Raw genomic sequence first — 12473 nt, forward strand, 5'->3', positions numbered from 1 at the left:
GGAACCCTTTGCTTGTTGGTGTCCACTCCCCCAGTGGAGCCTTCTGTACAGGTCAACGCCAGGCGAGGAAAGCTAGTTCCCTTGTGCGCGCGGCCGCAGGACAGGGCCTGTCGGGCACGTGCGGCCGGATCGGGCTCTGGGCCGTACGGGTGGAAGGGGGGCTGCGCGTGTGCCGGTCCGTGCCGGGCGGCTCAGCGCTGAGCGGGGAGGCCGGCGAGTGCGAGGGCCTCGGGATCCGGCTTGATCTCGCTGGTGCAGTGGGCGCAGCGGGAAGCGATGGCCGGAATCTCGGTGTAGCAGCGGGGGCAGTCGCGCATGGCGGCCTTGATGCCGACCTTCTCGTCGGCCTTGGAGAAACGGTTCTGGACCTTCGTCATGGGAACGACGACGCAGAAGTAGAGCACCGCCGCGGTGATCAGAAAGGCAATGGCGGCAGCGAGGAACTTCCCGTAAGGGAAGACGGTGCCCCTGATCGAGAACTCCGCCGCGCTGAAGTCACCGACGGAACCGGTGGCGAGGCCGATGAGCGGGGTGATGAAGGCGGTGCTGAATCCGGTGACAACTGCGGTGAACGCGGATCCGACGGCCAGCCCGATGGCCATGGAGATGACGTTTCCGCGCAGGATGAAGTCCTTGAAGCCGTGCAGCACTGCTCTTGCTCCTCTGGGATATGGGTGCGTGTGGGGGTGTGCGGGCATGACCTTGCCCTGTGCGGGTTGTTCCGGGCAAACCGATCTCGAGTACGTCAGAAGAGATTGACGGCGGCGAATCTGAGGACCGTCTGCGGAGCACCGGAGAGCACGACGCCGACGACTGCGGTGAGGGAGATCGCGACGGTGAGGGCGGCCGGGGCGCGGTGCTTGGTGGGGGCGGGTACGGCTTCGCCCGCCGGGGTCTCTTCCGGGGCGCGGAAGAGCGCCGCGGTCCACTGCAGGTAGTAGTAGAGCGCGATCACGACGTTGACGGCCATGACGACCGCGAGCCAGCCCAGACCCGCGTCGACGGCCGTGGAGAAGACCGTGACCTTGGCGAAGAGGCCGACGATGCCGGGCGGCAAGCCGGCCAGGCAGAGCAGGAAGAAGGCCATCGCCAGGGCGGCGAGGGGGCGGGTGGCGTGCAGGCCGCGGTAGTCCGAGACTCGGTTGCCGGGGTTCGTACGGGCGACGAGGGCGGCGACCGCGAACGCGCCGAGGTTCACGACGGCGTACATGAGGGCGTACGCGACGGTGGAGCCGATGTGCTCGTCGCTGGAGTACGCGGCGGCGGCGATCGGCACCAGGAGGTAGCCGGCCTGGGCGACGGACGACCAGGCGAGCAGGCGTACGGCGCTGCGGGCACGGGTGGCGTTCTGGCGCAGGGCGGCTACGTTGCCGATCGTCATGGTGAGCGCGGCGAGGACGGCGAGGGCCGGTCCCCAGACGTCGGCGTACGCCGGGAACGCGATCACGGTGACGAGGATGAGGCCGGAGAAGCCGACCGCCTTGCCGACGACCGAGAGGTAGGCAGCGATCGGCAAAGGGGCGCCGATGTAGGTGTCGGGAACCCAGAAGTGGAAGGGGGCTGCGGCCGTCTTGAAGGCGAAGCCGACGAGGGTGAGGACGACGCCCGCCTCGGCGAGGGTGTCGAGCTGACCGGGTACGTCGTCGAGACGGGCGGCGATCTCCGTGAGGTGCAGGGTGCCGGTGGTGGCGTACACGAAGCTGACACCGAGCAGCATGACGGCGGTCGCGACGACGGAGGAGAGGAAGAACTTCAGCGCGGCTTCGGAGGACCGCCGGTCGCCGCGTTTGATACCGACGAGGGCGAAGGCGGGCAGCGAGGCGACTTCGAGGGCGATGACGAGGGTGGCGAGGTCGCGGGCGGCGGGCAGGAGTACGGCGCCCGAAGCGGAGGACAGCAGGAGGAACCAGAACTCGCCCGCGGGGAGTTTGCGTGTGTCGTCGAGGGAGAGCAGGGCGGTCAGCAGGGCGCCGCCGAGTACGAGGCCCTGGATGACGAGAGCGAAGTGGTCGGCGGTGTAGCTGCAGGCCCCGGTGGAGCCGGTGCCGGTGGTCGCGGTGTTGAGGCAGAAGGTGGAGCGGTTTCCGTCGCGCAGTGGGACGAGGAGGGCGAGTGCGGCAACGAGTCCGGCCATGGTGACCCAGCCGAGGAGCGGCTTGCGTTCCTCGGGGAAGAAGAGGTCGGCGACCAGCACGATCAGGGCGGCGGCCGCGACGACGACCGGGGGCGCGATGGCGAGCCAGTCGACGGACTGGATGAGGCTGGTGGTGCTCTCGGCCGCTGTGGTGACGACGCCCGGGGTGACGACGGCTGTGGTCACGACTTACCTCCTGCGAGGAGCTTCTGCACGGCCGGGTCGGTGAGGCCGAGGAGGACGGCGGGCCATAGGCCGGTGAGGACGGTGAGGGCGGCGAGCGGGGTCCAGGCGGCGAATTCGTACGTCTGGACATCGGCGAGCTTGTGCGTCTCTTCCCGCTTCTCGCCCATGCAGACGCGACGTACGACGATCAGCATGTACGCGGCAGTGAGCAGGGTGCCGAACGCGGCGATCGACATGAAGGTGAGGAAGGCGGGGCGGCTGAGGCCTTCGGCAGGGTCGAAGGAGCCGAACAGGGCAAGCATCTCGCCCCAGAATCCGGCGAGCCCGGGCAGGCCCAGGGAGGCGACGGCGGCGAAGGCGAGGAGGCCGCCGAGGCGGGGTGCCCGGCCGTAGAGCGCGGCCCCGGTGGCGCCGGAGAGGGTGTCGAGGTCGGCGGTGCCGTACCGGTCCTTGACCGCTCCGACCAGGAAGAACAGCAGGCCGGTGATGAGACCGTGGGCAATGTTGGCGAAGAGTGCGCCGTTGACGCCGGTGGGGGTCATGCTCGCGATGCCGAGGAGTACGAAGCCCATGTGGCCGACGGAGGAGTACGCGATCAGGCGCTTGAGGTCGCCCTTGGAGCCGGGGCGGGCCAGCGCCAGGCAGGCGAGTGATCCGTAGATGATGCCGACGACCGCGAAGGCGGCGAGGTAGGGCGCGAAGGTGTGCATCCCGTCAGGGGCGATGGGGAGCAGGATGCGGACGAATCCGTACGTACCCATCTTCAGCAGGACGCCCGCGAGCAGGACCGAGCCGACGGTCGGAGCGGCGGTGTGGGCGTCCGGGAGCCAGCTGTGCAGCGGCCACATCGGGGTTTTCACGGCGAGCCCGATGCCGATCGCGAGAACGGCGATGACCTGCACGGACGAGGTGAGCCCACGGCCGTTGTCAGTGGCGAGTGCCACCATGTCGAAGGTGCCGCTCTTCAGTCCTACGAGCAGCAGGCCCAGCAGCATGATCACCGAGCCGAGCAGTGTGTAGAGGATGAACTTCCAGGCCGCGGCCTGCTTCCTCTCACCGCCCCAGCGGGCGATGAGGAAGTACATCGGGATGAGGACCATCTCGAAGGCCAGGAAGAACAGCAGCAGGTCGAGGACGGCGAAGGTCGCGAGGGTGCCGGACTCGAGGACGAGGACGAGTGCGACGAATGCCTTCGGGGAGGGGCCCTCGGGCATTTTGAAGTAGCTGTAGAGCGCGCAGAGGAAGGTCAGCAGCGCGGTCAGTACGAGAAGGGGGAGCGAGATGCCGTCGATGCCGAGGTGGATGCGGACATCGAGCGCCGGGATCCAGCTGATGTCGGTGGTGGCCTGCATCTTCGACGGGTGGTCGTGGTCGAAGCCGACGGCGAGCACGATCGCGGCGATGAGGACCGCGCCGGTGACGGTCACGCCGTGGCGGAGCACGGCCTGGTCGGGCCCGGTGCCCTTCAGTCCGGGCGGGGCCGGCAGGAGAGCGGCCACCGCGCCGATGAGCGGGGCGACGACGATGAACGCGAGAAGGAACTGCATCACGGACTCGCTGATATCGATCACTGCTCACGACCCGACGTTGACGTTGGCAAAGACGACGGCGGCGATCGCCAGGACCAGGGAACCGGCGAGCAGTGCGCTGAGGTAGGTCTGCACGTTGCCGGTCTGGGCGCGGCGGACGGCGGTGCCGAGCCAGCGTGCGCCGGTGCCGGAGCCGCGTACGTAGGTGTCGACGACCTCGCGGTCCAGGAAGCGGACGAGGCTCGCCGCCGCCTGGACGGGGCGGACGAACAGGGTTGTGTACAGCGCGTCGAGGTGGAAGCCGGCGGCGGCGAGGCGGTGGAACGGGCCGAGCAGCAGGCGGCCGGGGTCGGCCGGGTCGGGGACGTCCCCATCGGCGCCGTAGGCGGCGGTGTGCGCCGTCATGGCCTGGGCCTCGACGAGGGCGGGTTCGGCGTCGGGGTGGGCGACGACCGTGCCCACGGCGGTGCGGGCGGCGAGCGCCGAGGTGTGGCGCCAGGCGGCGTAGGTGACGAGGCCGCCGACGAGGCCGACGCCCGTGGAGAGGACGGCGGTGGTCACGGACGGGGCGAGGCTGTGGCCGTCGAACCAGTCGGTGATCGCTCCGACGGTCAGTCCGAAGGCGATGGTGGGGATGGCAAGGACCCAGAGGACGGCGGTCATCGCGACGGGCTGCCTGCCGTGGTCGGGGGCCTCGGCACCACGGCCCCGGAAGGCGAGGAGCCAGAGGCGGGTGGCGTACGCGGCGGTGAGGACGGCGGCGAGCAGCCCGGCGACGAGGACGGTCCAGCCGGCGGCGGCCGGGGCGACGTTCCGGTCCCCGAGCGCGGTGTGCTCGGCGGCGACGAGGACGGCTTCCTTGGAGAAGAAGCCGGCGAACGGCGGGATGGCGGCGAGCGCGAGGAGGGCGACGGTCATCGTCCAGTAGGCGTCCGGGATGCGCTTCGTCAGGCCGCCCATGCGGGACATGGCGGCCAGCGAGTTGGTCCCGGCGGCGTGGATGACGACGCCCGCCGCGAGGAAGAGTACGGCCTTGAACGCACCGTGGGACAGGAGGTGGAAGACGGCGGCACCGCGGTCGCCGACGGCCAGGGCACCGGCCATGTAGCCGAGCTGGCCAATGGTCGAATAGGCGAGGACGCGTTTGATGTCGTCCTGGGCGAGGGCGGCGAGTCCCGAACCGATCATCGTGATCGCCGCCATCACGGCGAGGACCACGAGGGCAGTGCCGGACTCGGCGAAGACAGGCAGGAGCCGGGCCACGAAGTAGATACCGGCGGCAACCATAGTCGCGGCGTGGATCAGCGCGGAGACGGGGGTGGGACCGGCCATCGCGTCGGGCAGCCAGGTGTGCAGCGGGAACTGCGCGGACTTGCCCGCGACGCCCGCGAGGAGCAGCAGGGCGATGACGGTGGGGTGGTCCAGGCCACCGTTCGCGACGGCGCCCAGGATGCCGGTGATGCGGAATGTTCCGGTGTCGGCGGCGAGCGCGAACAGACCGATCAGGAAGGGGATGTCGCCGAGCTTGGTGACCAGGAAGGCCTTGAGGGAGGCGGCGCGGGCCTCGGGCGTCTCCCAGTAGTGGCCGACGAGGAAGTACGAGCAGATGCCCATGATCTCCCAGCCGACCAGGAGCACCATCAGGTCGCCGGAGTAGACGACGAGCAGCATCGCGGAGGTGAAGAGGGAGACAAGGGCCGCGTACGAGGGGTAGCGGGGGTCGTCGCGCAGATAGGCGGTCGAGTAGATCTGCACACAGCTCGCGACGAGCCCGACGAGGACGGCGACGAGGACCGCGAAGCCGTCGAGGTGCAGGGCGAGATCGATCGGGACCGAGCCGGTGGGGGTGAGCTGCGTCGCCGCGTCGATGGCCCGGCCGCCGCCCTGGCGCGAGGCGACGACGACGGAGAGCGCGAAGGCGGTGAGGGTGGGCAGGACGGCGAGGGGTCGTACGAAGCCGGGGGCGGTGCGTCCGAGAAGGAGACCGGCCGCGGCGCCCAGGAACGGAAGGAGGGGGACGAGAACGGCGAGGGTCGTGGTGGTCACGCGGTGGCCTCTGCCTTCTTTGCCTTCCCTGCCGGAGCAGTGGCCTGGTCATCGGTGCCGTGGATCTTGGAGGCCTCGTCGCCGGGGAGGGCTTCCGCGGCGTCGGTCTCGGCGGTGTCGCGGAGGCGGTCGACGTCCGCGCTGCCGCGGTTGCGGTGGACGGCGAGGACGATCGCCAGGCCGATACCGATCTCCGCCGCCGCGATGGCGATGGTGAAGAGGGTGAGGGCCTGGCCGGAGTGCAGAGTGTCGCGGAGCCAGACGTCGAAGGCGACCAGGTTGAGGTTGACGGCGTTGAGCATCAGCTCGACGGACATCAGGACGAGGATCGCGTTGCGGCGGGCGAGCACTCCGTACAGCCCGGTGCAGAAGAGGAGAGCGGCGAGCACGGCGGGATAGGCGAGGTGCATCAGCTCTGCTCCTTACTGCGCTTGCGGGACAGGACGATCGCGCCGACGAGGGCGGCGAGCAGCAGCACGGAGAGCGCTTCGAACGGCAGCACCCAGTGCCGGAAGAGGAAGGAGCCGGTCACCTCGGTGGAACCCTGGGCCGGTCCGTCCAGGTCGATCCAGGTGGTGCGGAAGGCGTCGACGACGACCCAGACGAGCGTGCCGGCGGAGGCGACCGCCACAGCGAGGGCCGCCCAGCGGTTGCCCGAGTCGGCGTCCGGGGAGCGGCCGATGGGGGCCTTGGTGAGCATCAGCCCGAAGAGGAGGAGGACGACCACGGAACCGACGTAGATCAGTACCTGCACCCAGGCGATGAATTCCGCGGTGAGCAGGAGGTACTCGACGGCGAGACCACCGAGCGCCACGACCAGCCAGAGGGCGGCATGCACCAGCTGCTTGGTCGTGACGGTGATGAGGGCCGCGCCGAGGGTCGCGATGCCGACGAGGACGAAAGCTATCTCGATGCCGGTCGGGGAGAGGAAGCCGGAGTGGGCGGAATGGGCTGCGGCGGCTGCGAGTGTCACTCCTTCCCCTCTGCCTTCTTCTGGGCCTGCTGGGTCTGCTGCGCCTCCTGGGCGCGTTGGGCTTCGAGTTTCTCCGCCGTCTTGCGGGCGGCGGCGATCTCCTTCGGCTCCTCCGCGCCCGGGTCGAGCGCGGGCGGTTCCGGCACCGTCCACATCCATTCGCGGAGCTTGTCGCGCTCATGAGTGAGTTCGAGGATGTCCGTCTCCGCGTACTCGAACTCCGGCGACCAGAACAGGGCGTCGAAGGGACACACCTCGATACAGATACCGCAGTACATACAGAGCGAGAAGTCGATCGCGAAGCGGTCGAGGACATTGCGGCTGCGCTCGCGCCCGCCCGGGGTGGCGGCGGGCACCGTCTCCTTGTGGGAGTCGATGTAGATGCACCAGTCCGGGCACTCACGGGCGCAGAGCATGCAGACCGTGCAGTTCTCCTCGAACAGTGCGATGACACCGCGGGAGCGGGGCGGGAGCTCGGGCTGGACGTCCGGGTACTGCGCGGTGACCGTCTTCTTCGTCATCGTCCGCAGGGTGACGGCCAGGCCCTTGGCCAGGCCTGTGCCAGGGATGCGGGGACGGGAGGGCGGGAGCGATGCAGCCATCAGTTGATCGCCACCTTCACAATGCCGGTGAGCGCGATCTGCGCGAGAGCGAGCGGGATGAGGGTGGTCCAGGCGAGCTTCTGCAGCTGGTCCTCGCGGAGCCGGGGGTAGCTCACGCGCAGCCAGATGACGACGAAGGCGAGGACCGCGGTCTTGAGGAGCGTCCAGACCCAGCCGAGTCCGTCGGCGCCGAACGGGCCGTGCCAGCCGCCGAGGAAAAGGACGGTGGTCAGTCCGCACAGGACGACGATGCCCGCGTATTCGGCGAGCAGGAACAGCGCGAAGCGGAGACCGGTGTACTCGGTGTACGCGCCGAAGATGATCTCCGAGTCCGCGACCGGCATGTCGAACGGCGGGCGCTGCAGTTCGGCGAGACCGGCCACGAAGAAGACCAGGGCACCGACGATCTGCCAGGGCAGCCACCACCACTCGAAGGCATTGACGATGCCGGGGAGGGAGACGGTGCCCGCCGCCATCGCGACGGAGGCGGCGGCGAGCAGCATCGGCAGTTCGTACGCCAGCAGCTGGGCGGCGGTACGGAGGCCCCCGAGGAGGGAGAACTTGTTGGCCGATGCCCAGCCCGCCATCAGCGAGCCGAGCACTCCGACGCCCATCACGGCGAGCACGAAGAAGATGCCCGCGTCGACGACCTGGCCGACCGCGCCCTCGCTGGGGCCGATCGGGATGGCGACAAGTACGAGGAGGTACGGGAGCAGCGCGACGGCCGGCGCGAGCTGGAAGATACGGCGGTCGGCCTCGGCCGGGACGATGTCTTCCTTCTGCGCGAACTTCACGCCGTCCGCGACAAGCTGGGCCCAGCCGTGGAAGCCGCCCGCGTACATGGGGCCGAGGCGGCCCTGCATATGGGCCATCACCTTGTGCTCGGTCTGCCCCACGACGAGAGGGAGGACCATGAACACGGCGAAGACGATGGCGAGGCGGAGGGCGACGTCGAGTACGTCGTTCACGCGGTATCGCCTCCGGCGGGGCGGTCGGGGGCTGGCTCGGGCGCGGGGTCCGGGGCCGGCGGGGTGGGCTGTTCGGTGGTCGTCTCGGCAGTGGTGTCGGAGGTGGGGGTGGGGGTGGTGTCGGAGGTGGGGGTGGGGGTGGTGTCGGAAGTGGGGGTGGGGGTGGTGTCGGAAGTGGGGGTGGTGCTGCGCGGGGCCTGTCCCTTGCCCGTCCCTTCCTTACCCGTCCCTTCCCGAACCGGGGGCTCCGCTCCCGGCCCCCCGCTCCTCGATCGCCGGAGGGGCTGGGGAGTACCCGGGTCCGGGGTGGTGTCGAAGGTCGGGCGGGCATGGTGCCAGGGGGCGTCGCTGCTTTCGGGCCCCGCCCCACCCGTCGCATCGCGCTGCTGGCTGGCGGAACCCTGGGACGCGCTGCGGGTGCGGCGCGGGGTTGCGGGAGGAGTGGATTCCGTGGCCGGTGCTGTCGGCTCCGGCTGCTGGCTCGCCGAGCCCTCGCTCACGCTGCGGGCGCGGCGTACCGGGCGGTCGCCCGCCGCGCGCGCGGTGCGGGCCGGGCGGGACGGGGCGGGCGGGAGCTGGCCCTTCAGGGGGCCCCATTCGTTCGGATCGGGGACACCGGGCGGCAGCATCGTGCGCCGCTTCGGGCCGCCGTGCTCCGACTCACCCGGCTCCTTCGCGCCCGGCCAGGCCTTCGCGACGCGCGCCGCCAGCACGAAGTCCTTGCGCAGCGGGTGGCCCTCGAAGCCCTCGGGCAGCAGCAGCGGCACCAGATGCGGGTGGCCTTCGAAGCCGATGCCGAACATCTCGTGTGTCTCACGCTCGTGCCAGGCGGCACCCGCGTAGACGTCAATGGCAGTGGGAAGGACCGCCGACTCGTGCGGAACGGTCGTACGGATCAAGAGCCGACGGACCCTGCCCTCGGCCAGGGCGGCGACATGGGCGCAGACACGGAAGCCGGTGCCCGGTTCGTCGACCGCGCTCAGCCAGTCGAAGTAGGTGCAGCCCAGCCGGTCGCGGGCCGTTTCGAGGGCGGCGATCCAGGAGGCGGCGGGTACGTCGACGGTCAGCAGGTCGTACGCGTACTCCGCCGTCGCGTCCTCGCCGAAGAACTCGGCGGCGGCGTCCGGCAGCCGGTCATAGCCTTCCCGGTCATAGCTTTTCCGGTCGCGGATTTTCCGGTCGTGACTTTCCGCGTCGTGGTTTTCCGTGCCGGTCACTTCTGCTCCTCCCCGGGCGTCGGCGGGGCGGCGACCAGGCCGCTGCGCAGTGCGGCGGTGGAGGGACGGCTGCCGCCGCCCGTCGCGTACCGCTCACCCAGCGACTCGCGTGCGATCTTCTCCTGAAGCTTGAGGATGCCCTGGAGGAGCGCCTCCGGCCGGGGCGGGCAGCCGGGGACGTAGACATCGACCGGAATGATCTGATCGACGCCCTTCGTCACGGAGTACGAGTCCCAGTACGGGCCGCCGCAGTTGGAGCAGGCGCCGAAGGAGATGACGTACTTGGGTTCGGGCATCTGCTCGTACAGCCGCTTCACGGCCGGGGCCATCTTGTCCGTCACCGTGCCGGAAACGATCATGAGGTCGGCCTGGCGCGGGCCCGGCGCGAACGGGATCACGCCGAGCCGGATGAAGTCGTGGCGGGCCATGGAGGCGGCGATGAATTCGATGGCGCAGCAGGCGAGCCCGAAGTTGAAAACCCAGAGGCTGTAGCGGCGGCCCCAGTTCAGGACCACCTTCATCGGCTCGGGAGCCAGGCGCGACAGGACGCCGAGCCGCTTGGGTTCCGGCAGGAACGTCGGAACGGGCTGCGGTTCGGAAACCGCGCCGGGCTCCTGCTCCGGCCCCGACCCCGCTGCGGGCCGGTGCTCGGGGGGCGGCGGGCTCGTCACGTCCATTCGAGGACGCCCTTCTTCCATGCGTAGAGCAGTCCCACGGCCAGGAAACCGAGGAAGATGAACATTTCCACCAGAGTCGTCGCCCCATATCCGGGTGCGGCGAATACGGTCGCCCACGGAAACAGGAAGATCGAGTCGACGGCGAAGATCACGTACAGGAAGGCATAAACGTAATAACGGACCTGGGTATGTGCCCATCCTTCACCCACTGGGTCCACGCCGCACTCGTACGTCAGGAGCTTCTCCGGTGTGGGGACCACGGGGCGCAGCAGCCGGCCGGCCCCGAAGGCGACGGCGACGAACAGCACGCCGATCACAGCGAGCAGTCCGACCACTGAATAGCTGTCGAAGTAGTCCGACGCGAGAACAGTCGATTCCGGCAGATCCGCCATGTCCGTCCCTCGCTCCCTCGAACCCGTTCGACGATCTGTACGCACGGGAGTCTAGGCCCTGTTAAAGAGAGGGTAAGCAGCCGCGTCGGACAACGGGTGGGGTTATCCCTACTTCACCCCACCCACGAGCCCCATGGCGTGGGCAGGCCCCGCCCGGCAGGGTAGGGCGTATGACCATGAGCCCCCTGGTGCCCGACAAGCACCGGCCGCCACCCGCCCGCTTCGCCCTCGACCGGTGGACATGGAAGGAGATCGGCTATCTCCTGACCAACCTCCCCATGGCCGTCGCCGGGTTTGCTTACACGGTGTTCATGATCGGTATCGGCGTGGGGCTTGCGGTCACGGTGATCGGTCTGCCCCTGCTCGCCGCCGGGCTGCACGGGGCGCGGCTGATCGGCAGAGCCGAGCGGGGCCGGGCGCGGGGGATGCTCGGGGTGCGGATCGACGAGCCGAGCCCGATGGTGCTGTCCCGGCGGGAACAGGGGTTCTTTCCCTGGCTGTGGTCGAGCCTCAAGGATCCGGTGGGCTGGCGGACGGTTCTGTACTCCTTCATGCGGTTGCCCTGGGGCGTGCTCACCTTCGCCGTGACGTCGGCGAGCCTCTTCGTGCTGTGGCCGGTACTCCCCTATATCGCGCGGCTCCTCGCCAATGCCGACCGTGCGATGGCGCGCGGGCTGCTCTCGCCCTCGGACGAGCTGGAGCGCAGGATCGCCGAGCTGGAGTCGGATCGCGGAGTGGTCGTCGACACGGCCGCCGCCGACCTGCGCCGCATCGAACGCGACCTCCACGACGGCGCACAGGCCCGGCTCGTCGCCCTCGCCATGGACCTGGGCCTGGCGAAGGAGAAGCTCAACGACGACCCCGAGGCCGCCGCCCGCATGGTCGACGAGGCCCACGGCGAGGTCAAGGTCGCCCTCCAGGAACTACGCGACCTCGCCCGCGGCATCCACCCCGCCGTCCTCACCGACCGAGGACTCGACGCCGCACTCTCCGCCATCGCCTCCCGCTGCACCGTCCCCGTGACAGTGGGAGTGGACCTGGCGTCCCGGCCCGCCCAGGCCATCGAGGGAATCGCCTACTTCACGGTCTCCGAGCTGTTGCAGAACGTGAGCAAGCATGCACAAGCGACCCGCGCATGGGTCGACGTGTGGCGGTCGACGGACCGACTGATGCTCCAGGTCACCGACAACGGGCGCGGCGGCGCCCGGATGGACGGCGGTACGGGCATGGCCGGGCTGGCCGAGCGGCTGGGTGCCGTCGACGGGCTGTTCGTCCTCGACTCACCGGTCGGCGGCCCCACGACGGTCACCGCGGAACTGCCCTGGCGGGACCGGGAGAGGAAGCCGAACCATACGGGCGCGGGCAAGCGCCCCTGGGTCGGGCGCCCCCGAGTCAAGCAGCCCTGAGCCCCCCTGGTGCCGTGACCGGCAGTGTTTGCCCTGAAGGAGCGTCGTCCAGAGCGTGCGATCGCAAGGCGGCCGGAAGTCCTTGGACGGGGTCTCCCCTGCTCGAACGAAGTCAAGAGCTTGGGGATGGAGCTACCAGGGCTTGTGGCCGACGCCGCGAGCATGCGTGCTGGACGACGCGACGGGGCAAGACGGGGCAAAGGTTGCCGGAGGGGCGCCGGCAGGGTGGGGATAACCCCCGGCCGAAGAGGGATACCGCCCTCATGGTGCGCCGACCCGCGACCCAGCACCTTTGATGTACCGGCCGGAACGATGTACCGGCCGGAACCCCCAAAACACCGGA

The 12473-nt window shown here is 69.8% G+C and carries 12 protein-coding genes; 1 reads left to right on the plus strand and 11 read right to left on the minus strand.

The features are described from left to right. Positions 1 to 191: 191 nt before the first annotated feature. From mscL to ACZ3IC_RS13560, 11 genes are all read right to left on the minus strand, one after another. Positions 192 to 650, minus strand: a complete 459-nt coding sequence (gene mscL / locus ACZ3IC_RS13510) for a large conductance mechanosensitive channel protein MscL (protein WP_467415675.1) — start codon at positions 648 to 650, stop codon at positions 192 to 194. A 95-nt stretch (positions 651 to 745) separates the two neighbouring features. Beyond that, entirely contained in the window at positions 746 to 2320 is a 1575-nt protein-coding gene (locus ACZ3IC_RS13515; RefSeq protein WP_467415676.1) for an NADH-quinone oxidoreductase subunit N, read from the minus strand. After that, positions 2317 to 3867 (minus strand): complex I subunit 4 family protein, encoded by a 1551-nt coding sequence (locus ACZ3IC_RS13520; RefSeq protein WP_467416082.1) that lies wholly within the window; start codon positions 3865 to 3867, stop codon positions 2317 to 2319. The genes ACZ3IC_RS13515 and ACZ3IC_RS13520 overlap by 4 nt, the downstream gene beginning before the upstream one ends. A gap of 27 nt (positions 3868 to 3894) precedes the next feature. After that, positions 3895 to 5895 (minus strand): NADH-quinone oxidoreductase subunit 5 family protein, encoded by a 2001-nt coding sequence (locus ACZ3IC_RS13525; RefSeq protein WP_467415679.1) that lies wholly within the window; start codon positions 5893 to 5895, stop codon positions 3895 to 3897. Further along, complete coding sequence (gene nuoK, locus ACZ3IC_RS13530; RefSeq protein ID WP_467415681.1) at positions 5892 to 6305, minus strand: NADH-quinone oxidoreductase subunit NuoK; 414 nt, start codon at positions 6303 to 6305, stop codon at positions 5892 to 5894. Before nuoK ends, ACZ3IC_RS13525 begins: the two co-directional genes overlap by 4 nt. Next, on the minus strand, positions 6305 to 6868 hold the full coding sequence (locus ACZ3IC_RS13535; protein ID WP_467415683.1) for an NADH-quinone oxidoreductase subunit J family protein: 564 nt from the start codon (positions 6866 to 6868) through the stop codon (positions 6305 to 6307). The genes nuoK and ACZ3IC_RS13535 overlap by 1 nt, the downstream gene beginning before the upstream one ends. After that, complete coding sequence (locus ACZ3IC_RS13540; RefSeq protein WP_467415685.1) at positions 6865 to 7470, minus strand: NuoI/complex I 23 kDa subunit family protein; 606 nt, start codon at positions 7468 to 7470, stop codon at positions 6865 to 6867. Before ACZ3IC_RS13540 ends, ACZ3IC_RS13535 begins: the two co-directional genes overlap by 4 nt. Continuing rightward, the gene (locus ACZ3IC_RS13545) at positions 7470 to 8438 is read right to left on the minus strand and encodes a complex I subunit 1/NuoH family protein (protein WP_467415687.1); all 969 of its coding nucleotides are present in this window, start codon (positions 8436 to 8438) and stop codon (positions 7470 to 7472) included. Before ACZ3IC_RS13545 ends, ACZ3IC_RS13540 begins: the two co-directional genes overlap by 1 nt. Beyond that, positions 8435 to 9610, minus strand: coding sequence for an NADH-quinone oxidoreductase subunit C (locus tag ACZ3IC_RS13550; protein WP_467416085.1), 1176 nt, complete (start codon positions 9608 to 9610; stop codon positions 8435 to 8437). The genes ACZ3IC_RS13545 and ACZ3IC_RS13550 overlap by 4 nt, the downstream gene beginning before the upstream one ends. 41 nt (positions 9611 to 9651) lie before the next feature. Next, positions 9652 to 10332 carry an NADH-quinone oxidoreductase subunit B gene (locus ACZ3IC_RS13555; protein ID WP_467415688.1) on the minus strand — a complete coding sequence of 227 codons (681 nt, stop codon included), beginning with the start codon at positions 10330 to 10332 and terminating at the stop codon, positions 9652 to 9654. Continuing rightward, positions 10323 to 10724 carry an NADH-quinone oxidoreductase subunit A gene (locus ACZ3IC_RS13560; RefSeq protein WP_467415690.1) on the minus strand — a complete coding sequence of 134 codons (402 nt, stop codon included), beginning with the start codon at positions 10722 to 10724 and terminating at the stop codon, positions 10323 to 10325. Before ACZ3IC_RS13560 ends, ACZ3IC_RS13555 begins: the two co-directional genes overlap by 10 nt. Positions 10725 to 10894: 170 nt before the next feature. On the opposite strand from ACZ3IC_RS13560, the gene ACZ3IC_RS13565 reads away from it, so the two are divergent. Next, positions 10895 to 12130 (plus strand): sensor histidine kinase, encoded by a 1236-nt coding sequence (locus ACZ3IC_RS13565; protein WP_467415693.1) that lies wholly within the window; start codon positions 10895 to 10897, stop codon positions 12128 to 12130. The last annotated feature ends 343 nt before the right edge of the window (positions 12131 to 12473 follow it).

This window comes from Streptomyces sp. NPDC002958, from assembly GCF_055563255.1.